The organism is Calditrichia bacterium, assembly GCA_020634975.1.
In the GTDB taxonomy this organism is placed as follows: Bacteria; Calditrichota; Calditrichia; order RBG-13-44-9; family J075; genus JACKAQ01.
On record JACKAQ010000001.1, the window covers coordinates 753,418 to 778,803 of the forward strand.

At 47.9% G+C, this 25,386-nt stretch carries 16 protein-coding genes; 4 read left to right on the forward strand and 12 right to left on the reverse strand.

Features of this window, described 5'->3' with window-relative positions:
• Window positions 1-191: 191 nt before the first annotated feature.
• From H6629_02935 to H6629_02945, 3 genes are all read left to right on the forward strand, one after another.
• The gene (locus H6629_02935) at window positions 192-2,972 is read left to right on the forward strand and encodes a histidine kinase (protein ID MCB9066753.1); all 2,781 of its coding nucleotides are present in this window, start codon (window positions 192-194) and stop codon (window positions 2,970-2,972) included.
• 98 nt (window positions 2,973-3,070) lie between these two features.
• Complete coding sequence (locus H6629_02940; protein ID MCB9066754.1) at window positions 3,071-3,442, forward strand: response regulator; 372 nt, start codon at window positions 3,071-3,073, stop codon at window positions 3,440-3,442.
• Between the two features lie 21 nt (window positions 3,443-3,463).
• On the forward strand, window positions 3,464-5,614 hold the full coding sequence (locus H6629_02945) for a DNA polymerase III subunit epsilon (protein ID MCB9066755.1): 2,151 nt from the start codon (window positions 3,464-3,466) through the stop codon (window positions 5,612-5,614).
• A 3-nt stretch (window positions 5,615-5,617) separates the two neighbouring features.
• On the opposite strand, the gene H6629_02950 is transcribed toward H6629_02945, so the two are convergent.
• Both H6629_02950 and H6629_02955 read right to left on the reverse strand, forming a co-directional pair.
• On the reverse strand, window positions 5,618-6,229 hold the full coding sequence (locus tag H6629_02950) for an inorganic pyrophosphatase (protein ID MCB9066756.1): 612 nt from the start codon (window positions 6,227-6,229) through the stop codon (window positions 5,618-5,620).
• 145 nt (window positions 6,230-6,374) lie between these two features.
• Window positions 6,375-8,276 (reverse strand): cyclic nucleotide-binding/CBS domain-containing protein, encoded by a 1,902-nt coding sequence (locus tag H6629_02955; GenBank protein ID MCB9066757.1) that lies wholly within the window; start codon window positions 8,274-8,276, stop codon window positions 6,375-6,377.
• 55 nt (window positions 8,277-8,331) lie between these two features.
• On the opposite strand from H6629_02955, the gene H6629_02960 reads away from it, so the two are divergent.
• On the forward strand, window positions 8,332-8,499 hold the full coding sequence (locus H6629_02960) for a hypothetical protein (protein MCB9066758.1): 168 nt from the start codon (window positions 8,332-8,334) through the stop codon (window positions 8,497-8,499).
• Between the two features lie 43 nt (window positions 8,500-8,542).
• Here the strand turns inward: H6629_02960 and H6629_02965 are convergent, their stop codons facing one another.
• From H6629_02965 to H6629_03010, 10 genes are all read right to left on the reverse strand, one after another.
• Window positions 8,543-9,733 carry a thiolase family protein gene (locus H6629_02965; GenBank protein ID MCB9066759.1) on the reverse strand — a complete coding sequence of 397 codons (1,191 nt, stop codon included), beginning with the start codon at window positions 9,731-9,733 and terminating at the stop codon, window positions 8,543-8,545.
• Window positions 9,734-10,141: 408 nt separating this feature from the next.
• A complete protein-coding gene (locus tag H6629_02970; GenBank protein ID MCB9066760.1) occupies window positions 10,142-10,837 on the reverse strand; it encodes an adenylate kinase in 696 nt (231 codons plus the stop codon).
• A gap of 685 nt (window positions 10,838-11,522) precedes the next feature.
• On the reverse strand, window positions 11,523-13,427 hold the full coding sequence (locus H6629_02975; protein ID MCB9066761.1) for a propionyl-CoA synthetase: 1,905 nt from the start codon (window positions 13,425-13,427) through the stop codon (window positions 11,523-11,525).
• A 272-nt stretch (window positions 13,428-13,699) separates the two neighbouring features.
• Complete coding sequence (gene acs / locus H6629_02980) at window positions 13,700-15,625, reverse strand: acetate--CoA ligase (GenBank protein ID MCB9066762.1); 1,926 nt, start codon at window positions 15,623-15,625, stop codon at window positions 13,700-13,702.
• Between the two features lie 79 nt (window positions 15,626-15,704).
• A complete protein-coding gene (locus H6629_02985; GenBank protein ID MCB9066763.1) occupies window positions 15,705-17,444 on the reverse strand; it encodes a cation acetate symporter in 1,740 nt (579 codons plus the stop codon).
• A gap of 66 nt (window positions 17,445-17,510) precedes the next feature.
• Complete coding sequence (locus H6629_02990; protein ID MCB9066764.1) at window positions 17,511-17,768, reverse strand: DUF4212 domain-containing protein; 258 nt, start codon at window positions 17,766-17,768, stop codon at window positions 17,511-17,513.
• 129 nt (window positions 17,769-17,897) lie between these two features.
• A complete protein-coding gene (locus H6629_02995) occupies window positions 17,898-19,112 on the reverse strand; it encodes a hypothetical protein (protein ID MCB9066765.1) in 1,215 nt (404 codons plus the stop codon).
• A 480-nt stretch (window positions 19,113-19,592) separates the two neighbouring features.
• The gene (locus tag H6629_03000) at window positions 19,593-21,848 is read right to left on the reverse strand and encodes an isocitrate lyase family protein (protein ID MCB9066766.1); all 2,256 of its coding nucleotides are present in this window, start codon (window positions 21,846-21,848) and stop codon (window positions 19,593-19,595) included.
• Window positions 21,849-21,908: 60 nt separating this feature from the next.
• The gene (gene aceB, locus H6629_03005; protein MCB9066767.1) at window positions 21,909-23,525 is read right to left on the reverse strand and encodes a malate synthase A; all 1,617 of its coding nucleotides are present in this window, start codon (window positions 23,523-23,525) and stop codon (window positions 21,909-21,911) included.
• Window positions 23,526-23,976: 451 nt separating this feature from the next.
• A complete protein-coding gene (locus H6629_03010; GenBank protein ID MCB9066768.1) occupies window positions 23,977-25,308 on the reverse strand; it encodes a sigma-54-dependent Fis family transcriptional regulator in 1,332 nt (443 codons plus the stop codon).
• Between the last annotated feature and the right edge of the window lie 78 nt (window positions 25,309-25,386).

The following is a 25,386-nucleotide window of genomic DNA, read 5'->3' on the forward strand; positions in this document are numbered from 1 at the left end:
ACTGTTCTTTCTGGGATTCATTTTATTGAATGGTCCAATCCTGTCCTTATTCAAAAATGGCACCGTTGCAGGTATTCCCTCACTCTATTTTTATTTGTTTAGTGTATGGTTCGGCATTATTCTGATCAAGGCATTTATCATCGAAAAAAGCAGCGCATCATCGCGCTAGTGGCCAAAAGATTGAGAGGTTTATGCTGCAAAACTGGGTGGTCATTTTTACTTCATTCGGATATCTTGCGGTACTGTTTGCCATTGCGTATTACGGCGACCGGCGCGCATCAATGCAACGCAGCGTCATCAGCAACCCGTATATTTACGCACTGTCGCTGGCGGTATATTGCACAGCGTGGACGTTTTACGGCAGCGTTGGCAGGGCAGCAAACAGCGGCGTCGGGTTTTTGCCGATTTACCTCGGTCCAACGCTGATCATCACCCTTTGGTGGGTGGTGATGCGCAAAATCATTCGAATCAGTAAAAAAAACCGCATCACCTCCATTGCCGATTTTGTGGCTTCGCGATACGGCAAAAGCAATTTATTGGGCGGAACCGTTACCGTCATCGCAGTGATCGGCATCGTGCCGTATATTTCGCTGCAGTTGAAAGCGATTTCCATCAGTTTTCAGATCATCAGCGGCTATCCGAATGTGATTATGCCTGCGCAATCATCCAGCCTCGGATTAAACGATACCACTCTTTCCATCGCCATGATTTTGGCGGTTTTCACCATTTTATTCGGCACCCGGCATCTCGATGCCACGGAACGACACGAAGGGTTGGTTGCAGCCATCGCGTTTGAATCGGTGGTGAAATTGATCGCTTTTCTGGCAGTCGGACTGTTCGTAACCTATAGTATGTATGATGGTTTCGGCGATATTTTCCAACGGGCGGCGCAACACGATGATCTGCAAAAGCTGTTCGGTTTCAGCGATGTTTCCGGCTCACAGGCAGACTGGATTCTCCTGCTCATCGTATCGATGATGGCGATCATGTTCCTGCCGCGCCAGTTTCAGGTCACGGTCATCGAAAATGTCAACGAAAAACATCTCGGAAAAGCCATCTGGCTGTTTCCGCTTTATATGCTGGTGATCAACATTTTTGTGCTGCCGATTGCCCTCGGCGGGCTGATGCATTTTGCCGGACAAAATGTGGACGCCGATACCTTTGTGCTCACCCTTCCGATGATCGCCCAACAGGAATGGCTGACGTTGCTGGTGTTTATCGGCGGACTTTCCGCCGCAACCGGAATGGTGATTGTCGAAACGATTGCCCTAAGCACGATGATTTGCAACGACTTAGTGATGCCGCTGCTGCTGCGTTTGAAATTCCTGCGCCTCACCGAACGGAAGGACCTCACCGGATTGCTGCTGGCGATCCGCCGGGGCAGCATCATTTTGGTGATGTTGATGGGCTATTTTTACTTCCATTTTGTGGGCGAATTTTTCTCGCTGGTGTCCATCGGGCTAACCTCATTTGTGGCGGTTGCCCAATTTGCACCGGCAATTTTGGGCGGCATTTTCTGGAAACAGGGCTCCCGCCACGGTGCAATGACCGGATTGATTATCGGATTTGCGGTTTGGGCATTTACCCTCCCCTTTCCGTCGATGGTGCGTGCCGGATTGTTTTCGGAAACAATCATCACCCAGGGGTTGTTCGGCATCGAGCTGCTCCGCCCGTTTCATCTGTTCGGGCTGGAGGGTTTCGGGCAAATCAGCCACTCGGTGTTCTGGAGTTTGCTGTTGAATACAATCGGCTACGTCACCGTTTCGCTGTTCAGCCGGCAATCGGGCATTGAACTGAATCAGGCGTCACTGTTTGTGGATATTTTCAAATATACCGGCGGTGTGGAAGTTTCATCCATTTGGCGCGGAACGGCATCGGCATCGGCGCGCGACCTGCACGATCTGCTCCGCAGATTTTTGGGCAAACGCCGCACAGATGAAGTGTTCACCGAATACGCCGAGGTTCACAAAATCAACTGGCAAAAATCGATCATCGCCGATACCGATTTTGTGAATCACACCGAGCAGGTGCTCGCCGGCGCTGTGGGTTCCGCAACTGCCCGCGGATTGATCGGCGCAGTGGTGAAAGAGGAGCCGCTCAGCCTGGACGAAGTGGTCGAAATCCTCAACGAAACCCAGCAAGTGCTCGCCCACACCCGCGAGCTGGAAGAAAAATCCCGCGAACTGGAAGAACTTACCGGCGAACTGCAGGCTGCCAACCAACGGCTGCAGGAACTCGACCGGATGAAAGACGACTTTGTATCCACCGTAACGCACGAATTGCGGACACCGCTCACTTCCGTCCGGGCGTTTTCGGAAATTTTATACGATAATCCGGAGTTGGATATCAACCAGCGCCAGCATTTTTTGAGCATTATCATCAAAGAAAGCGAACGGTTGACCCGGCTGATCAATCAGGTGCTGGATCTGCAAAAGATGGAATCGCATACGCTGGATTGGAAGATCAGCCAGGTGGATATTTCCGAAGTGATCCGCGACGCAATGGCCGCAACCAGCCAGTTGCTGGCGGAAAAGCGCATCAAAACGGCGGTGGATTTGCCGGAAAAACCGGCATTCATTCGCGGCGACCGCGACCGGCTGATGCAGGTGATGCTGAATCTGATTTCCAACGCCATAAAATTTTGCGATAGCCAAACCGGTAAAATAAATTTGCGGCTGCAGCAAATTAGCGATCATGTGCAGATTGATGTGCAGGATAACGGCATCGGCATTCGACGGGAAGATCAGGAAATTATTTTCGAAAAATTTCATCAGGTTCACGGCGAGGTGGGCAGCCAGCCCGGCGGGAGCGGATTGGGGCTGGCAATCACCCGGCGAATTATCGAATTTCATCAGGGCAAAATTTGGGTAAAAAGCGCTCCCGGCAAAGGTTCAACGTTTTCATTTACGCTGTCCCGTGCGGATCAATCGGCTGAAACAGAAGTAAACCAAAGTGCCGGCGATCAGAAATAATGTGTTTTTTTATCTACTCAAAACGAGTTAGGTGGTTATTTTTTATATAGTTACAAATTTTGTATTAAAAAGCTGTTGCGCCAAAGGGGGTCCACAACATGGCAAAACGAGTACTCATCGTAGACGACGAACCGAACATTGTGATTTCTCTGGAATTTCTGATGCGTCAATCCGGATATGAGATTCGCGTAGCGCGAGACGGGCGGGAAGCCGAAACCGCTTTGGCTGAATTCCAACCCGACCTGGTGTTGCTGGATGTGATGTTGCCGCACAAATCCGGTTTTGAATTGTGCCAAACGATCCGCGAAAACCCGGATTGGAAATCACTGAAAATTGTGCTGCTGACCGCCAAAGGGCGGGAAATGGACATCACAAAAGGGCTTTCCCTGGGTGCTGACGATTATGTTAGCAAACCGTTTTCCACAAAAGAGTTGGTGGAAAAGGTGAACATATTGATCAATGAACCCTAAAAAATACCCGCAAAAATTCTAATGAACCTCAAACAACGTTTTATTTTGACCATCCGGCTGGCGGTTTTGGCGCTGGCGCTGATTATTTTTTTTGCGATCCTCATTTATGCGCAAATGCAGCCACCGGATGAATACGAACTGATTGTCACATTTGTGCACAAACATTTTTGGATTGTGGTGCTGCCGCCGGCGGGTTTGCTGCTGTTGCTCGGCTGGGCAGTCCACTGGTTTGGCGATCGTTATTTGGTGCCGCTCAACAAAATCACCGAAGATACCGGAATTCTGGTTGTCAACCCATCCCACCGGATCACCGTTCCGCAAAGCGAGACATTGCAGCGTTTAGCCGCATCCATCAACGCGACGGCAGATCATTTTGACGAACTTCGCCAAAATATCGAGCAGAACATCGAAAAAGCCAACGAAGCGCTGGCCGAAGAAAAAAATATTTTACTGACGCTCATCGCCAAGCTCAACGAAGGCATTTTGGTCTGCAACCGCGATTGCAACATTTTATTGTATAACGAACGTGCGGGACAAATTTTTATGCGAACCGATACCCAAAGCGGGTCGGAATCGCAGTTTGGCAGCATGATCGGCTTGGGGCGTTCGCTGCTCGGCATTATCGATCCGCGATTGGTTCAGCATGCGCTGGATGAAGTGATGCACCGCATCAGCCGCGAAAACAGCGCACCGGTTTCCCAATTTGTCACCACCGGCAGCAGCAACCAATTGTTGCGGGTTCAGCTTGCCCCGATTCTCGATAATCAAAAAAATTTCGACGGTTTTTTGCTGGTGCTTTACGACATCACCCAAAAAGTAAAACGCGACAGCCAGCGCGATATGCTGTTGCAGGTGTTGAGCGAAGGCATCCGCGCATCGGTAGCCGGGATTCGCGCGGCGATCGAAACCGTCATCGATTATCCGTCGATGTCTGCGGCAGAGCGCGAAAATTTCCAGAAAACCATCCACAGCGAATCGCTGATGCTCAGCACGCTCATCAACAAAACAACCAGCGATTTTTCCGAACATTTTAAAGCACATTGGCCGCTGGAACAGATGCTTTGCCCGGATTTGCTGGCAGCCATTCAGCGTGCGGCAACGGAGCGATTGAACATCAATATTGCGTTGGAAAGTTGTGAGGAGAGCATCTGGATTAATGTAGACAGCTATTCGCTAACTCAGGCGTATCTCTTTATTTTACACGAGCTTAAACAACTGGAAATCACTGATTTTTCTTTCCGGATTGAGCGAAAAAATCATTTCGTTAATGTCGATCTGGCATGGCAATCCAAAAAGTTTCCGCGAGATGTAATGCAAGACTGGAAATCGCAATTTTTGCTGATCGACAACGAAGGAATCATGCTCACATTGCAGGAAGTGCTCGACCGCCACGATGCGGAAATCTGGTCCAAATCCGATCCCGAAAACAACGAATTTTATTTGCGGTTGTTGTTACCCGCTATTCCCGAACCCGTTTCAAAACCGGTGCAAATAATGCCGGACGCCGAAAGCCGCCCGGAATATTATGATTTCGATCTGTTCAATCGCCCCGGACAAATGAGCGAACTGGACGATGTGCCGCTTTCCGAATTGAGTTTTACGGTTTTCGATACCGAAACCACCGGTTTGAACCCATCGGATGGCGACGAAATTATTTCGGTGGGTGCGATCCGGATCGTCAATGGGCGCATGCTTCGCCGGGAAGTATTCGATCAGCTGGTGGACCCGCGCCGGACGTTGTCGCGCGAATCGATTAAAGTTCACGGCATTTCGCCGGAGATGTTGGTCAACCAACCGACCATCGACAGAGTGTTGCCGGCATTTCACGATTACGCAAAAAAAACCGTGCTGGTGGCTCACAACGCCGCTTTCGACATGCGATTTTTGCAAATAAAGGAAGAAAATACCGGTGTGAAATTTGTCAATCCGGTGCTGGATACATTGCTGCTTTCTGCATTTGTGCACCCAAATCAGGATAAACACAGTTTGGATGAGGTTGCCAAACGGTTGGGCGTAACGATTATCGGCAGGCATACGGCTTTGGGGGATTCGCTGGTGACAGCAGAGGTTTTTCTGAAATTGTTGCCACTGCTGGCCAAAAAAGGCGTTCGCACACTCCGTGAAGCGCGCGAAGCCTCTCAAAAAACATTTTACGCACGACTAAAATATTAACTGTTAGCGCCCGAATTCTTCGTCGTAATCCGACATTGCAGCTTGCACAACTTCCAATGCCCGCTCCGCGCCGTAAACTTCTTCGATATCCAGTTGCGATGGTGATCCCGGCACCATTTTGTAAGTGCTGAAATAATGCCGCAATCGCTCCACCAAAATTTCCGGCAGTTCGGATATATCGTGCACATTTTGCCAAATGTTATCGTTTTCCAGCACAGCGATAATTTTATCATCCGCCTCGCCTTTGTCGATACACTGCAATCCGCCAACCACCCGCGAATTCAAAATAATTTCCACACGATTGATGGGACGCTCGCTGAGCACGCAAATATCCAACGGATCGCCGTCGCCACCATTTGCTTTTGGCGCAAGTGAGCCCACCCGACGCCCGCAATAGGTTCGCGGAATAAACCCGTAAAGCGCCGGCGGCTGCGAAGAACTGCGCTGCGGACGATCCACCCGAATGTAGCCGGTAATTTTGTCCACTTCATATTTCACAAAGTCAAACGGCGTTATTTCAATATATGCATGCACAACTTTTGGTGCATCCGGTCCGGTTTCCAATCCATGCCACGGATGCGGACGCCAACGATAAAACGGCGGGGGAAATGACATTCTCAACTCCTGAAGTTTAATGTGTTTTACAAAAATAAGTCGCAGAACTTTGTTTGATTTTCAATTTTCGATTTTCACAACACCGATCAGTGATTCATCAACCCACCGTGAAACGCCCGATGCGGCGCATTTTTTAATGTTCAAATCACATCATCCCCCGGAAATGTACGCTCATTTTTTCCTGATAATCCTGCACCAGACTAAAAATTTCTTTGAGCATCCGCTGCTCGATCTGGGTTAGTTTTTCGGGGTTGATGTAGTTGGATGGCGCGGCATTTTCTTCGGTAATCGCCTGCACCTGCCGCACCAATCGGGCTTGCATCAGGAAGCGATACGCCTGCTCCAACTCGCTGTATTCTTTGATTTTAAGCACATTTTTTTGATGCAATACTTCCAACCGGTCCAACGTATTGGTTGCCTCTATTTTGTGTTCCAGTGCATAAATCCGGGCAAAATCGACGATGGGCGTCATCGCTTTTTTAACATCAAACATATCTTTGTGATCGCCTTTGGATTCTACCACAAAATTGCGGAAAAAACCCAGTGGCGGTTTTATTTGCAACGAGTTGCTCACCAAATGGAAGTAGAACATCCCGGCACGCTTGTTCAGTAAATCGAACAAATAGTTGCGCAAATCCCGCGTCAGCGATGCGTCACCATATGCACCCTCAAAATCAAAAAAAATGGTAGAGTGCATGACTGCCATCGGCTCAGGTGTTTGTATCCATTGGTAAAAATAATTTTTCCACACCGAAACCGGTTGGCACCATTTGGGATTTTGGGCCATAATATTGCCGTTGCAATAATTATATCCTGCACTGTTCAGCCAGCCGCATACCTTTTCACCAAATTTCAGAAAATAATCCTGAACTTCTTTTTCGCGGCTTTTGGGCGGATTTTTGTAAATGATCGCGTTATCCTGATCGGTTTTGAGCGTTTGCTCTTTTCGTCCCTCGCTGCCCAAAATCATGAAGGCAAACTGAGTGGGTGGTTCGCCAATTTCATCGATTGCAAACTGGATCAGTTTTTTCAAAACACCGTCTGCAACTGCCGTAATCATCCGATTTAAGTGGTCAGAGCGTGCGCCGCCCTGCACCAGTTCTTTTACGATCGGCGCCAATTCTTTTTGTTTTCCGAATAAATCTTCCGGGCGTTGGGCGTAGCGAATTTCCCGCATCAGCATCACCGGCGAAAGTCCCTGCAACATCAGCAGGCGACGGTTGCTGGTCATTCCCACTACTTTTCCGGCGGCGTCTGTCACTGCCAAATGTTTGATATTTTTCTGCACCATCATCAAAATAGCTTCCAGGGCCGGCGCATCTTGAGGAATGCTCAACAGCGGCGATGACATGATTTCATTCACGGGATGGCCGACATCCATTGCATCGGCAACCACTTTTTGGCGAAAATCTTTGTCGGTTACGATCCCCACAAATTTGCCGTCGTCATCGGTGATCAGCATTGCGCTATGCGACAATTTGTTCATCGCACGGGCAACTTCCTGAATACTGGCAGATTGATGATAAACGGAAAGCTCAAAATTTGTAACGGTTTTGACCATTTGATTATACAGCGGCATATCAGAATCGCTGCGTTGCGCCGCCACATTTGCAACAATTGCCAGATACGATTTGTCGAGCAATTTTTTGCCAAAACTGTCTGTGAAAAAATCGGAGAAATCTGGATATTTTTCGCAAAGCGCCAAAAATCGCTCGCGGTCAATCATGAAAAATCGGGAGGGTTCGTGAACACGAATTGTGCGGATGGCGAATCCTTGATTCACCAGCATCGCAATGCCGCCAAATGTTTCCCCTTCGCTGGAAAATCCGCTTAGTTTTTTGACGCCGTTTTCTTCAAAAAACAGCTCCACCGCGCCTTTCTCGATCACGTACAAGCTGTCGAGTTTTGATTTTCCCTGGGTGCATAACAGCGTATCCGCCGGATATTCAGCGATGCGAACATTTTTGGCGATATCCGCCACTTCTTTTTGGGGTAAAGCATCGAAAGGTGCAATTTTCTGCAAAAAAGACAGCGTTTTTTGGCTCATTTCGATCAACCGTTTATTTGAACGTGTAAATTGTGATCGCTTGGAAAGGGGTGCGATGCCATTCCTGAGAATGCAGGAATCACAGGTTTATTATTACAACAGCAATCGATCGCTACCCAACAAAACAGCTGAATTCCGGGGATTTCTGCAGCCGGAAAATTCTGTCGGAAACGTTGCCAAAAAAACACCGTTCCCGACAGTTGAATTTCTTCATTGGAAATAATTTTATTGCACTAATTTTCAATCATTTCTTTGTTGCCACAAACTTAAACGCGTTCGACAGTCACAGCCGTTCCGCCGCCAACACCGTGGCACAACGATGCGACACCAAATTTGCCATCATTTTCGTTTAGCGCATTAAGTAAGGTTACGATGATGCGGGCACCGGAACAACCGAGCGGATGTCCGAGCGCAATCGCGCCGCCGTAAACGTTTATTTTATCATAACTTACGCCAAGTTCACGACTGAGTAAAACGTTGTTCAAACCGAATGCTTCGTTGTTTTCGTAAAGGTCGATATCGTTGGGTTTCAATTCCAATTTGCCGAGCATCTTTTGAATTGCGGGCACCGGTGCTTCGACAAACTTGTAGGATTCCACACCAACCCATTCCGCACCGCAGAATTTCGCGATCGGTTTCAGCCCGAATTCTTTCACTGCTTTTGCGCTGGCGAGCACTAATCCGCAGGCGCCGTCGGAAATCTGGCTGGCGTTTCCGGCGGTAATTACGCCATCTGCGTTAAACACCGGGCGCAGTTTTGCCAAGGTTTCCAGCGTGGTTTCCGGGCGAATGCCTTCGTCGGTGTCCATCACCACCGTGCCTTTCCGGGATTTCAATTCCATCGGCGCGATTTCTTTTTTGAAATAGCCTTTTTCGGTTGCCGCAGCCGCACGGGTATGCGAGAGATACGCAACTTCGTCCACTTGTTCGCGGGCAACGCCGCGTTCTTTGGCAAGCTGGTCGGTTTCGTCGCCCATGGAACGACCATTGGTGGAATCGGTCAACCCGTCATGCGCCAGTTCGTCGATCACCTGTTCACCGCCGCCGGAAAGATATTTGTATCCCCAACGGGCTTTGTGCGACAGGTGAAAACCGGCTTGCGACATCGATTCCACCCCGCCAACGAGCACAGTATCCACATCACCGAGGCGAATCATATTTACGCCATTCATAAAACTCATCATTCCGGAGGAGCACAGCATATCGAGCGCGTAACCGTCAACATGTGCGGGAATTCCGGCACGCAACGCGGCGTTTCGCGGCAGCAATTGTCCGTGTCCGTGTTTAAGAATATTGCCGTAAATGTAAAAACCGAGTTTATCTGCCGGGAGTCCGGCTTTTTCCAACGCCGCTTTCATGGAATGTGCTGCCAAATCCACCGGCGAGGTGTTGACCAATGCGCCGCCAAATTTGCCAATCGGCGTTCTTATTGCTGAAATCACAAATACATCTTGCATTATTGATCCTCCGTTTGCCGCTCAAAATGAGGGTATTTCTATTTTGAGAACCGCAGCGCAGTTTTCTGTCACGCCTGCATTGGGCTCATTTTTTCATTTTTGATCGTGTTTGTACATATTTTTGACATCCGTAATATAGCCCGGTGCAACACACGAAAGCAAGAAAGCAGTTCCGCAAGCTGTTGATGAAAATTGACAGCATACTTTTGCCGGCTTCCCCTGCAGAATTTTTGCGGGTAGCTAATTTCATAAAAAAAATTTTGTGAGATTAATTTGCAGATTCGTTGCGAATCAAAATTTCAGAGGGTTCTTGCAACGGTTCCGGTGTTGCCAAAATTTCGAAACACCGGAACCGGTAATTCCTATTTCGAAATCCCGAAACAAATCAGGATTTCTGTTGATCGGGCATTAGATCGCTTGCTCACTGAACTGCATATTTTTCCGTTTGCGCTGCACTTTTCCAACGGATAGTTGCTCCATAACACCAGAAAATACCGCTTCAACGGTTTTTGTTCCATCAATTGCGGTATAAACGCCTTTGGCAATATAATACTCGATCAGCGGTGCCGTATTTTTGCGATAAACGGCTAAACGATTGGTGATAATATTTTCACAATCATCCACACGGTGAACCACTTTACCGCCACATTCATCGCAAACGCCATCAACTTTGGGCGGATTTGCAATTGTGCTGTAAGGTGTTCCGCATTGCTGGCATATTCTGCGGCTGGTTAACCGGGCAATAATATCTTCGTCGGGCACGGCAATGTCCAACACTTTCAGTTGCGAAATATTCATGCGAACCAGAATGCCTTCCAAGCCTTCCGCCTGAGGAATTGTCCGGGGGAATCCGTCCAAAATAAATCCATTTTTGCAGTCTTCTTCATGAAGACGTTTTTCCACGATCTGCAAAATCAGCGAATCAGAAACCAGTTCTCCCTTTTCCATTACGCCTTTCACCTTCAAGCCCAGGGGCGAACTGTTTTTGATTTCGGCACGCAGCATATCTCCAGTTGAGATTTGCGGTATCCCGAGTTCCTTCACCAATTTTTTAGCCTGGGTGCCTTTTCCGACACCGGGTGCTCCTAACAAAATCAGGTTCATTTTCAGACCTCCTGTAAAGCGGCATAATGCCTTTCGGCAAGTCGCGATTGTTACATTGTTACCGGGCGTGCCGGCAACCCCTCTACCTTTATCGATTTCTGCTCTTTGCTGTTTTGCCTTCGTTTGCGCTGGCTTCAGTATGGAAATTGAGAATTTTTTTGTGATACAATAACCAAAACAGGAGAATGAAGTATAGCCCGATACCGATCGAAATCCAATAATAGCCCAACAAATAGGGCTCGAGTACAAAACGCAATACTAACGTGAAAATAAAATAGAATACCGAAAATATGATGGACTGTTTCCGGTTTAATCTCATTTTTTCCTCGGGCTTTTTACGATGACCGATTGCGAAAAAAACACAATTGCAATCTCTTTATTATAGCATTTTTTTCAGAAAAAGCAAGCTTTTTGTTACACTTTTCACATTTCATTAGACAATAATTTATCCGCTTTTTAGCGAAAATTTCTGAATCCGATTGCAAATTATGAATTGTTTGTCACTTGCTAAAAACGGTTCCCGCAATCACTTTTTTACCGGAAACCTGTGCGGTAAATCTAAAAACAGCCGGATCACACAATAAATAATCGACGAATGCAAACAGACTGTAATTTATTTTGCAAACGATACCGACCGACCGATCGGCATCGCCAGCAGATTCGTATTTTAATCTCAGTATAGAGATCAGGTGTTACCTTGTCCAATCCGATGTTCAGACATTGTAGATTTAATTTCATCCAGAATTTTCGGATCGTCAATTGTAGATGGCGTTGTGTATTCCTGTCCATCAGCTATTTTACGGATGATATGCCGCAATATTTTTCCGGAACGGGTTTTTGGCAAGCGCTTAACCACCGCTGCCCGGCGAAAATATGCAAACGCACCAATTTCTTTGCGAACCATTTCCACCAGCTCTTTTTCCAGTGTTGCTTCATCCAATGTTGCGCCATCTTTTAAAACAACCAATCCGATAGGCACTTGTCCGCGCATCTCATCGTTGATGCCCATAACGGCGCATTCCGCCACTGCCGGGTGCGATGCGACAATTTCTTCCATTTCCCCGGTGGACAGCCGGTGACCGGCAACGTTGATCACATCATCTATCCTGCCCATAATGTAAACGTAATCATCGCGATCTTTATAGCCGCCATCGCCGCTGAGGTAATAGCCGGGAAAACGCTCCATATATGATTGCTGGAATCGATCGTCGTCATTCCAAAGCGTTGGCAGACAACCGGGCGGCATCGGTAATTTCACCGCAACGGCACCTTCTTCGTCGCTGCCCAGTTCTTTGCCGGAAGGATCGAGAATTTGCACATCATAACCCGGAACGGATTTGGTTGCCGAGCCGGGACGAACCGAGAATTGTTCCAATCCCAACGGATTGGCAACGATGGGCCAGCCAGTTTCGGTTTGCCACCAGTGATCGACCACAGGAATGGTGTCCGGTAAAATATCTTTCAACCAGTGGTAGGTTGGCGGATCGAGCCGCTCGCCGGCCAAAAACAGTTGTTTGAGGCAGGAAATATCGTATCGTTTGAGGTGATCCGCTTTCGGATCTTCCTTTTTGATTGCCCGAAATGCCGTAGGCGCGGTGAAAAAAGCTTTTACATTGTGTTCGGAAATGACTCGCCAAAACGTGCCGGCATCCGGTGTGCGAACGGGTTTTCCTTCGAACAAAATGGTTGTGCATCCGGTAATGAGCGGCGCGTAAACGATGTAGGAATGTCCGACAACCCAGCCCACATCAGATGCAGCCCAATACACATCGCCCGGTTTTACGTTGTAAACGGTTTCCATGCTGTATCGCAGCGCAACGGCGTGACCGCCGTTATCCCGCACAATACCTTTGGGTTTGCCGGTGGTTCCGGAGGTGTAGAGAATATACAACGGATCGGTTGCATCAACCGCAACGCAATCTGCCGGTTTTGCGTTGGACATCAGTTCGTTCCATTCGTAATCGCGACCGGTTTCCAGCGACGCATTTTGTTGCGGACGCTTCAGAATGACGCATTTTTCCGGTTTGTGTTTCGCCTGCCGAATAGCTTCGTCGAGCAAAGGTTTGTAGGGTATCACTTTGTCGAATTCGATACCGCAAGATGCAGAAACCATCACTTTCGGCTGTGCATCATCGATGCGGATCGCCAGCTCGTTGGGTGCGAATCCGCCAAACACAACAGAGTGCACAGCGCCCAGCCGCGCAGTTGCCAACATGGCGATGGCCGCTTCCGGCACCATCGGCATGTAAATGACCACGCGATCGCCTTTGGCTACGCCCATATCGGCCAAAACGCCGGCAAACATTGCTACGGCATCGCGCAGCTCGCGGAAAGTGTATGTTTTTTTTGAATTTGTGGATGGCGAATCGTAAATCAAAGCGAGCTGATCGGCCCGCCCGTTGTTCACATGGTGATCCAATGCAAGATATGCAGTGTTGAGTTTCCCACCCTGAAACCACCGGTAAAATCCTTTTTCATCTTTCGAAAGAATTTTTCGCGGCGCTTCGTACCAATAAATGTTTTTTGATTTTTCTTTCCAGAATTCTTCCGGATTTTGAATGGAATGCAGGTATTCTTTTTGGTAATTCATGTTAGTATTACCTCTCTTTGTAATCGAATCTGTCCGGCGCAAAGAGCCAGAATTCACTCAGAAAAAACACCGGACGGTTTACACGACTGAATAAAATTCAAATTGATTTTAACTGGTTAATCAGCCTGCGGAAAGTTGTCGGCATCTCCCCTTTTTCTGAACAAAACTGTAATCGTAAAACATTTGCAAAGCGGCGCGCCCGTTAAAGAGAGCGCCGTTTTGCGGTTAAAAAGCCTGGATCGACGTTGCGCGAAATTGCGCTTGCACCAGGTTTATAGTCGGTTTTCAACAAGAGAATCGACCACAGCCGGATCTGCCAGTGTGGAGGTATCTCCCAGTTTATCGAGTTCGCCTTCGGCGATTTTGCGCAAAATGCGGCGCATAATTTTGCCGGAACGGGTTTTGGGTAACGCTGGTGTAAACTGGATTTTATCCGGCATTGCGTGCGGTCCCAAATGTTCCCGGACAGATTTTTTGATAGCTTTCACCAAATCGTCACTCGGATCTACGCCGGTCATCAGCGTGACGTATGCGTAAATGCCCTGCCCTTTGATATCGTGCGGAAAACCCACAACTGCGGCTTCGGCAACGCCTTCCGCATGACCGATCGCGCCTTCAACTTCGGCGGTACCGATCCGGTGACCGGAAACGTTCAGCACGTCATCCACGCGCCCGGTGATCCAGTAATAGCCATCTTCGTCGCGGCGAGCGCCGTCGCCGGTAAAATAGTAGCCGGGATACATCGCAAAGTAGGTTTGTTTGAATCGTTCGTGATCGCCGTAAACGGTGCGCATCTGGGACGGCCAGGATGTTTTGATCGCCAGCAATCCCTGCGTTGCGCCTTCCTGCTCTTCACCTTTTTCATTGAGCAAAACCGGCTCGATACCGAAAAACGGCAACGTTGCAGAACCGGGTTTTGTGGGGGTAGCGCCGGGCAATGGCGTAATCAGCACGCCGCCGGTTTCCGTTTGCCACCAGGTATCTACGATTGGGCAATTTTCTTTCCCGACGACGGATTGATACCATTTCCATTCCGGCTCTTTGATGGGCTCGCCAACGGTGCCCAATATCCGCACGCTGGATAAATCGTATTTATTCACCCAACTGTCGCCCTCTTTCATCAGCGAACGGATGGCGGTTGGCGCTGTGTAAAACTGGTTAACTTTATGTTTTTCAACAACTTGCCAAAATCTGCCGTAATCAGGATAGGTGGGTACACCTTCGAACATCATTGTAATGGCACCGTTACACATGGGTCCGTAAATAATGTATGAATGTCCGGTAATCCAGCCGATATCGGCGGTGCACCAATAGATATCGCCGGGTTTGTAGTCAAATATTAATTCGTGCGTAAATGATGTGTATACTGCGTATCCGCCGGTCGTATGCAGCACGCCTTTGGGTTTTCCGGTGGAGCCGGATGTGTATAAAATGAACAACGGATCTTCCGAGTCCATTACTTCGGGTTCGCAAACTTCTGAAACTTTGGCCATTTCTTCGTGCCACCAGTGGTCACGCCCGTTCTGCATATTTACGGGTTGGCCGGTGCGTTGAACTACAAAAATATGTTTGATAGACGGGCATCTGGGTGCGGCTGCATCTGCATTCGCTTTCATGGGAATATTGTTTTTTGCCCCACGAACTGCGGTATCTTGCGTGATGAGTGCGACACATTCGGAATCGTTGATGCGATCGACCAATGCTTCTGCGCTAAATGCGCCAAAAACGATGGAGTGAACCGCGCCGATTCGTGCGCAGGCTAACATGGCAAAAGCCAATTCCGGGATCATCTGCATGTAAATGCACACGCGGTCGCCTTTTTTTACACCGTGCGCTTTCAACACATTCGAAAATTTTTGAACTTCCGCCAAAACTTGCGCATAGGAAAAAGATACGCTTTCATCCGGATTATTGCCTTCCCAAATGATGGCGGTATTGTCGCCGTTACCGGCTTTCACATGACGATCGAGGCAGTTATAGGTAATGTTTAGCTTTCCGCCTTTATACCATGCAATTTCAGGATTTACAAAATCGAATTCGCGAACGGTATGCCATTTCTCATACCAGTCTATCCGTTCGGCTATTTCGCTCCAGAACTTGTCGGGATCTGCGATGGATCGCTCATACATTTCCCGGTACTGATCCAATGAACTGATATGTGCATTTTTCGATGCATTCGAATCAGGATGATACTTCATACTTTCGGCCCTCCTGCAGGTTTTAAAACAGGACCGGGTTTACCACAAACCCGATCCTGCAATAATTCAACAAATACATTTAGTGAACATGTGACGCACCTTTAGCGCCGCGCGGGATGCGGATATCTTCAATCAGTTGCTGAATTTCAGCCGGCGGTTCCGGCGTGAATTTAGAAACGATAAAAGATACAATAAAGTTCAGTATCATGCCAACAGTTCCTATGCCTTCCGGAGAAATTCCGAACCACCAGTTTGCTGTGGTGTTTGCAGCAGGATTCACAAACTTGAAATAAATGATGTAAGCTGCTGTAAATACGATACCTACAACCATACCCGACAACGCACCTTCTTTATTGGTACGTTTGGAGAAAATACCCAAAATGATAGCCGGGAAGAAAGATGCCGCAGCCAAACCGAACGCAAATGCCACAACCTGCGCCACAAATCCCGGCGGGTTGATGCCGAAATAACCGGCGAGCACAACTGCAAAACCGGCTGCAATTCGCGCATACATCAATTCGTTTTTCTCGTTTGTTTCCGGGGCGAACACATTTTTGATCAGGTCGTGTGAGATGGATGTGGAAATAACCAGCAGCAATCCCGCAGCAGTCGAAAGCGCAGCAGCCAAGCCACCGGCAGCAACCAACGCAACAACCCAGTTGGGCAACTGAGCAATTTCCGGGTTTGCCAGCACAATAATATCGCGGTCAACGGTCAGTTCGTTTGCGATACCATCCGGTGCATTCGCGCCGCGATACTGGATCATACCATCATTGTTTTTATCTTCCCATTTGATCAAACCGGTTGTTTTCCAGGATTCAAACCAATGTTGCTCCTGACCTGCAGCGATAGCAGCTTCATGAAGTTGTTCCGGTCTTCTATCATTAAGGGTTTGAATCATATTGGTACGTGCAAATGCTGCCACTGCCGGTGCAGTTGTATATAGCAATGCGATGAAAAACAGCGCCCAACCAGCGGAAGAACGGGCATCGCGCACTTTGGGAACGGTGAAGAAACGGATGATAACGTGTGGCAAACCGGCGGTACCGACCATTAATGCGAGGGTTATCGCAAACACATCTATCGGCAATTTTGCCCCTCGTCCGGTATATGCCGCGAACCCAAGATCTCGTTGCAAGGTATCCAGTTTATCCAGCAAATAACCGCTGCCATCTGCCAGTTCGCTACCAAAACCCAATTGCGGAATGGGGTTGCCAGTCATCAAAATGGAAATGAAAATTGCCGGAATCAAATAAGCAATAATCAAAACGCAATATTGAGCAACCTGAGTATAGGTAATACCTTTCATTCCACCCAACACTGCATAAATGAAAACGATAATCATACCAATCAACACACCGGAGTTAATCGGCACTTCCAAAAAGCGTGAGAATACAATACCTACACCGCGCATTTGACCGGCAACATAGGTAAAGGATACGAAGATTGCACAAATCACCGCCACAACCCGGGCGCCTTTGGAATAGTAACGTTCTGCAACAAAATCTGGCACGGTAAATTTACCAAATTTACGCAGATAGGGTGTAAGCAACATCGCCAGCAGCACATAACCGCCGCTCCATCCCATCAAATATACAGCGCCATCGCGACCGAGAAATGAGATAATACCTGCCATTGAAATAAACGAAGCTGCGGACATCCAGTCAGCGCCGGTTGCCATTCCATTTAAAACAGGGTGAACACTTTTTGCGGCTACATAAAAATCGCCGGTAGAGCGGGCACGTGTCCAAAACGCGATACCGATATACATCGCAAAAGTAATGCCCACGATAATCCAGGTCCAGACTAAAATTGACATTTATAACTCCTTAATTTTCTTAAGTTTATTCAACATTAATTCATTCAAAAGACAGTTATAGTGCAGTTAGTCTTCGTGAACATCGAACTCGCGATCGAGCTTGTTCATTAGCTTAACGTAAACAACAATCAGTATCACAAAAACAATTTCCGAACCTTGCTGGGCAAACCAGAACCCAAGTTTAAATCCGAAAAATTTGATTGTATCCAATTGTTCAACTAAAATAATACCAAACAGGTAGGATACCGTAAACCAAACAGCCAGCAGAATGCCCACATAAGTGAGGTTCCTTTTCCAGTATTCCTGCATACTTTTGGACGCCATAATTACTTCCTCCAAAAACAGTTTAAGGTTAACCGGTGCATGCGGTTTAAAACACGCACCGGTAAAATTTGAGACGTTTTCCTTCTTCAGGCGCATGCGCCTAACGACTACACAATCACTTGTTTGCGATTAAAAGCCCAGAATAAACGATAACAACAAGCGGATGTTTGACGTGCTAAGATCAGAATTTCCCGGTTTTCCTTTATCGTCGAACGCATCTTCCACAGAAGTATCCACATAGCCGGCTTTGGTGAATTCAACTTCACCGGCGATCTGCGCTTTGCCGGATTTGATAACCACCCGGGGCGATACACGTAGCAAATCTTTGATATTGAAGCCGCGTGCGGAAGGCGTAACTGCTGCAACATCGTCGCTGGCACCCTGATTTTGGGAATAACCGAAGAAAATACCGGGCTGAACATTGCCGGATGTAGCATAAACTTCGCCCCACAAAGATAACACGTTCATCGTAGTATATTCAGTTTTGCCCGGCTCGGAACCCTCTGCAGCAACAGTGAATCCACCCAACATGAGGTGATCAAAAAGGTTTTGACCAAGTGTTGCTTCCAATTCCACTGCAGCACTACCAAGATCTGCTTTACCGAAAGCCTGCAAGCTAACGCCGGTAACCTTGCCGTCATCTGCCAACGACGGGCGCAATTGTTTGAAATCGACGGTTGCGCCGATAACATTTTTGCCAGGATTTAACTGAATTTGTGCACTCAGGTTAGGTAATGCGGCATTGCGCAACGGCGTACTGCCACCGGGGCTGGCGAAATCGCGTTGGGAAGATGCTGCAAGCGTTAACACAGCTGTTCCGAATTTCTGCTCCAAACGCAATTGCGGGTTACGCGAAAACGGCTGGAATGGCACACCGGTGTTGAACGAAACAGTGCCGGGGAAAACAGCGGTAACAAATAACGGATGCCAATATTGTCCGGCAATAATGGTTGTGTTATCCCAAACCATTTTCATAAATGCGTGGCGCAAACGAAATCCGTTGATGTCCGGATCGCTATGACCAAAAAATGCACCTTCTAAAACACCCGAAACTTTGGCTCCAAAGGCATCCGGTGCGGTGATTTTACCCGTCAGGCGGGTTTGGATTGCCAACTGGTTGAAATTTGGGGTGGCATTCATATCATCTCCATCTTCATCCATTGATTCAGCAGCCGGATAAAGCAGGAAATGACCTTCACGCGCCGCAACTGTCTGGCGGGTGTCAAAAAAATGATCGGATTTCACAAAACCCGAGAATTTGATTCCCCAATCACCATCCTGTGCAATGGCGAAAGATACAGAAACCAATAGCGCAAAAAATACCAACGTAGATTTACGCAACATAACAATTCTCCTCACTAAGCTTGTTTAGGATTTGGTTATCTGAAATTTGTGCTGGATTTTTTACAGCGGCCCTGTCCATCACAAATCTCATTTTTTACCGAAACAGATACTAATTACAAATGACTTTTCATCAATGATAAGACACCTCAACCCATACTCCTGCCACAGTCACATGCGAATCCTCCTTTGCTGGTTAAACAATAAATCACTTATCGTATCACCTAAAATTGCTGTGTAAATCGCAGGTCTTCCGTGATCGTAAAAAAATCCTGTTAAATATTTGGAAATACTGAGGTAAAAAAAGAAAGCTTAAAAAGGTAAACACACAAATGCAGATCGGTCGATTGTTAAAAACCTCGCGCGGCGGTTGCCGATACCACCGCGCGGGAACTGCCCCCTGTTAACCTTGCCGTGAAGGTTTTCCTGGACTTTTTGATTTCTTGTTAAACATGTTGCTTTTCATTGTTTCTGCCAGATGAATTAATTTTTGGCAATCAGTTTTTTCAATTCCACTTCGCCGGCATCGAGCAGCACTTTTACATGTTCCGTATTCACGGTTGCCACAATTATATCGCCGATCTCGGTGTTCACTTCGTTAAAAATACCCATTTTTTTCATACCGGCGGTTTGCTTTTGGTTGTCCTGCGTCGGGGTAACGTAATGCAGGGAAACGCTTTTGTAACGATGAATCAGGAACAATTGCAGCAGCGTCATCAATCGTTTTTTGCGGAAACTTTCGTTCAACGTGTTTTGGTCGCGGATGGACAGAATGCTTTTTCCGGTGCGATCGTGAATGGTTGCAAAGATAACATTCGCAGCCAAATTGCGATTTTCGTCCATCACTCGCAGTTCCAACAACTCCGATCCGGCAGTGTGCGGGCGCAACTGAATGTGCAACGGTACCGCAATTTTGTTCTGTTTTGTCCACAATTCCAGCCAGCTTTCCAGCAATTTTACCGGCACTTCGGTTTGCACCAGATGCTGGAACTGGGTGGAGCCTTTGCCCATTGCTTTGGTAGTTGCGGTTCGCCCGGAAGATGCGGTCAACGCGGCGTCCAAACGGTTGCCGCCAACGAGGGTTTGCGGGGTTTTATAGGTTGAATTGAGCAATCGCAGTTTGCGCTGGACTTTTGCCAGTGCCAACATGCCATCCTGCATCAGCGCGGTCGAAAATTCTTCCGCTGCCAATCCATCGATCTGGTGTCCGCCATAGGTGATGAAGTTGAACACAAATCCCATTTTGCCCATTTCTTTCGGGAAATTGCGCATTTCATCGTCGCTCATGCCGGTGGTATCCCAATTGAAGGATGGCGACAAATTATACGCCAGCATTTTTTCCGGATAAACCGCATGAATCGCATCTGCAAATTCTTTGGCATCTTTCAGGTCAGCCGTTTTGGTTTCCATCCACAAAATATCTGCGAATGGCGCCACAGCCAGCGATTTGGCAATTGCATACTCAATACCGCCGCGAACCTGATAATAACCTTCCGGCGTTCTGGCGATTTCACAATCCCAATCGGCGTCGATGCCCATCGCTAACGCTTTTTTGCGTGCTTCGTCAAACGATGCTTTTCCGGCAAATGCCAGCCATTCGTCTGTCGTCATTTCCAGCGTTGCACCTTCTTCGCTGCGGAAAGCCATCAGATCTGCCACGGCTTCGCCATAAGATTTGATGCCGGCAGATTTTTCCCAGGTTTCCACAAAACTGTTCACCGCTGCATCGAACATTTTTTCAACATTGCCGCCACCGGCTTTTGTAATCGCGACAATTTTTTCATCAAATACCGGAATCAGTCCATTTTGCTCGAACCAGTTGTTGGCTTCAGCGTATGCGCTATCAGAAATTTGATACAGCAGATGTCCGTTAATTTCGGTTATTCCGGCGTCGTAAAAGCGTTTCATCAGCGCCAGATAACAATATTTGTATCCCGGAACATCCAGATTTGTGGCGCCCAGAATAAATGGCTGATCGCGTTCGTCGCCGCTGCTTTCCAGCAGGTTTGCGGCTTCCGCGTCGGTTCGGGCGACGATAATTCCCGGAACCTCCATGATATCCAATTGGAACCGCGCCGTGTTCAGCCGTTTGATTTGCTCATCCACCGGTACCAGAACTTTCCCGCCCTGATGACCGCATTTTTTGGTTCCGGGTTTCTGATCTTCGATGTGATATCCGGTAACCCCGGCTTCCACAAACCGGCGGATCAGGTTTCGCACATGTGCATCGCCGCCGTGTCCGGTGTCAGCATCGGCAATAATAAACGGACGAAAATCGATTTCCGGTGTTTTTTTCCGTTCGTCGTCGGACATGCGCATCCGCGCAAAGCGCTGATTTTTGTCCGCAGCAAGCAATGCCCGGACCAATGTTGCCGCTTCATCCGGCACCTGGCTCAGCGGATAACTCGCGAGATCCGAGCCCGGATCTTCCGATGTGGAACCTTTGGCAGATGTTGCCCATCCGCCCAAATAAATACCTTTGATGCCCATTCGCTTCATCATTACAGCCTGTCCCGGCGAATACGGTCCAAAAGTAGTTATCGATTCGCCTTTGGCGAAAAGGTCGCTCAATAATTCATAAAATTCTGCTGCTGCTGTTTTGGCAAGTGTGTAATCGTTATAAATGGTTCCCTGCTGTTCAACCACCTGCCGGGCAGAATAGAGCCGGGTAACTGCGCGAAAGCGTTCGCCGGCCATCCATTGTTGCATTTTTTGAATTTCTTTTTCGAAGGTGCTCATTTTTAATCGCTCCCAAATGGGCAAATCCGGGATGCGGCTGCCCATATTTTTTTAAATTTTTTAGTCTAATTTTTCATATGCAATCAGCGTCAGGAAATCGACAAAATCGTCGTTGCTCACCAGTTCATCCAACAGATTTTTGGCGATGTCAAATTTCCCGGAATCAAACCGCTCGTCACCCACCAGTTGCCGGATTTTGGTCATTTCTTCCGGAACCAGTTTGTTGTATAGTTCGAGCGAAACTTTTGGCTGATCACCGTTACTCATTTCCGCCGTTGCGGTTGGGTGGTGAATCCATTGCCAGAGCTGTGCCCGCGAAATTTCTGCGGTTGCGGCGTCTTCCATCAAATTATAAATACCCGCCGCGCCAACGCCTTGTAACCACGATTCCAGATACAAAATTGCCACGTTAATATTGGTTCGTAATCCGTCTTCGGTAATTTTTCCACCGGCAATGTTGAAGCTCAGCAGATCTTTTGCAGCAATGCTCACTTCGCTGCGCAACCGCGATTTTTGATGCGGATTGGAGCCCAGAACGCTGTCGAACACGCGCTGTGCAACCGGAACCAGATCCGGATGCGCAACCCAGGTGCCGTCGAACCCGTCGTTGGATTCGCGCTTTTTGTCATCCGTCACCTTGTCCAAAGCAATGCGGTTGATTGCCTCATCGCGACGGCTGGGAATAAACGCAGCCATTCCGCCGATGGCGTGTGCACCACGCGTGTGGCAGGTTTTTACCAACAGTTCGGTGTAGGCACGCATGAACGGCACGGTCATCCCGATCTGCCCGCGATCCGGCAGCAAACAATCCGCCTGATTGCGGAATTTTTTGATCACACTAAAAATGTAGTCCCAGCGCCCGGCGTTCAGCCCGACAATGTGATCGCGCAATTCATACAAAATTTCTTCCATTTCGAATGCGGCGAGAATATTTTCGATCAGCACTGTTACTTTGATTGTGCCAATTTCCAACCCAAGCTGGCGTTGGGCATAATTAAACACCTCATTCCACAACCGCGCTTCCTGATGATTTTCCAGTTTGGGCAAATAAAAATATGGGCCGCTTCCTTTTTCCAGCAAATTTTTGGCATTGTGGAAAAAATACAACCCGAAATCGACCAGCGATCCGGACATTGGCTCGCCATCAACCTCGATGTGCCGCTCATCCAAATGCCAGCCACGCGGGCGAACCAGCAAAGTGGCAATTTCCGGATTCAACTCATACGATTTACCTTCGGGACTCTTGAAAGAAATGGTTCGATTGACAGCATCAATCAAATTAATTTGCCCTTCAATTACATTTGCCCAGGTTGGGGAGCAGGAATCTTCACAATCCGCCATAAACACTTTTGCACCGGAATTCAGCGCGTTGATCATCATTTTGCGCTCTGTCGGTCCGGTGATTTCCACCCGCCGATCCTGTAAGTCATCCGGAATGGAGCCGACTTTCCAGCTATCATCTTCGCGAATGTCGCGCGTCGATTCCAGAAAATCAGGAAACTTTCCGGCATCGATTGCTTGCTGGCGAATGTTGCGATTGGCGAGTAAAGGTTTGCGTGTCGTGTTAAATTTGCGGTGCAACCCGGCGATAAATTGAAGCGCATCATGGGTAAGAATATCGCTGTAACCTTGCGACATTTCACCGTTGATTGCGATGCCTTTTGGCAAGTTCGACATTTTAAACCCCTTTGTTTGAATTAGTGATTTTCCTTCAATCCGCCAGGATGTGAATATGTTTTTTGCCAATATGATGCCAATTTTTCAGCATCCCGGCGAAATGATCCAAAACGTCTGTTTTTGTTATATTTAGATAAATTATTCTTCGAAGTAAAGCAAAAAACAACTGCGATAAAGTGCGACACCCGCGTCGCACTTTGGTGAATTTTGCTGGTTCGCACGAGTGTTTTTCAAAATTGACGCCGATCACAATATTACTTCGTGCAAACCCAACGGCTTTTTTTGATGAATCGCTCAAAATATCGCCCAAATCGCTTTTTTTAAGAAAATTCAGTGTGACATCAGTGACGCACTTGGTGCGACATCGTTGTCTTTTTTTGAACATTACGCTGTTTTGAGAAAGCTTTGTGGGATGTTTGGATGGCTATTGTGCCAGATACACTTTGGGGAATTACAGTGTTCCGTTACGATGTTTAAAATCGTCAGTAGAGATATTGTGTTTGCTGACCAATCGCTGAAAAGTTCTTCGCGGCACTTTGGCATTTTCGGCCGCACGGGAAATATTTCCCTCGTTTGCTTTTAGATAGCGGCAAATCACTTCGTATTCAAAACGATCGATCATTTGGGATTTCAGCAACATCAGCCCTTCGTTCAGATCGATGGCATTTAACTGAACAGCGGAATCGTTGGCACCGGTAATATCGTGCGGCAAATGGAGGGTATCGATCTCGTCATTTTGAGTCATTACCACGGCGCGTTCCATCACATTTTTCAACTCCCGGATATTCCCCGGCCACTGATAATCGCAAATTGCTGCCATTGCTGCCGTAGAAATTCGGGTTACCCGCTTGTTTACTTTATCGCTGACAATTTTTAAAAAATGCAACACAAGATCAGGTATATCCTCGCGCCGCTCGCGAAGGGCAGGGCTGTAAATGGTAAACGCGTTCAATCGGTAAAACAGATCCTGCCGGAATTCGCCCCGGCGCATCGCTTCTTCCAGATCCCTGTTAGTTGCAGCGATGATCCGGACCCTTACTTTACGGGTTTCGTAATCACCCACCCGCCGAATTTCGCCGGATTGCAAAAAACGCAATAATTTTGATTGCATTTCCACAGGCATATCGCCGATTTCATCCAAAAAAATGGAGCCGTTATTTGCCAATTCCAGCAATCCGGTCCGGTCGGAATTTGCGCCGGTGAACGCACCTTTTTTGTAACCAAACAATTCGCTTTCGATCAATGTTGCGCTGAATGCCGTGCAGTTTACCGTAATCAACGGGCGAACGCGCCACGGACTGCGCTGGTGGATCATTTTTGCAACCAGTTCCTTTCCGGTGCCGCTTTCTCCGCGAATGAGAACGGTTGTCGGCGTCGGTGCAACCTGGTTGATCATGTTGGAAATTTCCTGCATTTTTTCCGTTTTCCCGATGATAAAACTACTTTCCCCGCTCTCCAACATATCCCGGCGGGCGGGTTGCAGCAAACTTTCCAACAGCTGTTGCTGCTCAGTTTCGGACCACGCCGACAGCAATAATTCCACACTTTTTTTGCCGATTAAAACAGTACTGCTATTTTTATCGCGGCTGATTTGCTGCTGGACTTCCGCGTTGCCGCCAACATTAAAAATAACATCGAGCGTTTCATCGCGGATCACTTGTTCAAATTGGTTGTAAATGGGAATATTTTGCGATTGGGTGAATGCGAGCACTTCGGGATGCGGATTTGTTCCGACGATACCGGAAACAACAATGGTTGGGTCCTGAAAAAGCAGCTTAATCAACTCATATGTTGATCGTCCTGAGCCAACGAACAATACTTTCAGGGTTGACAAATACTCATGTGTCGTTAGACTGCCTGA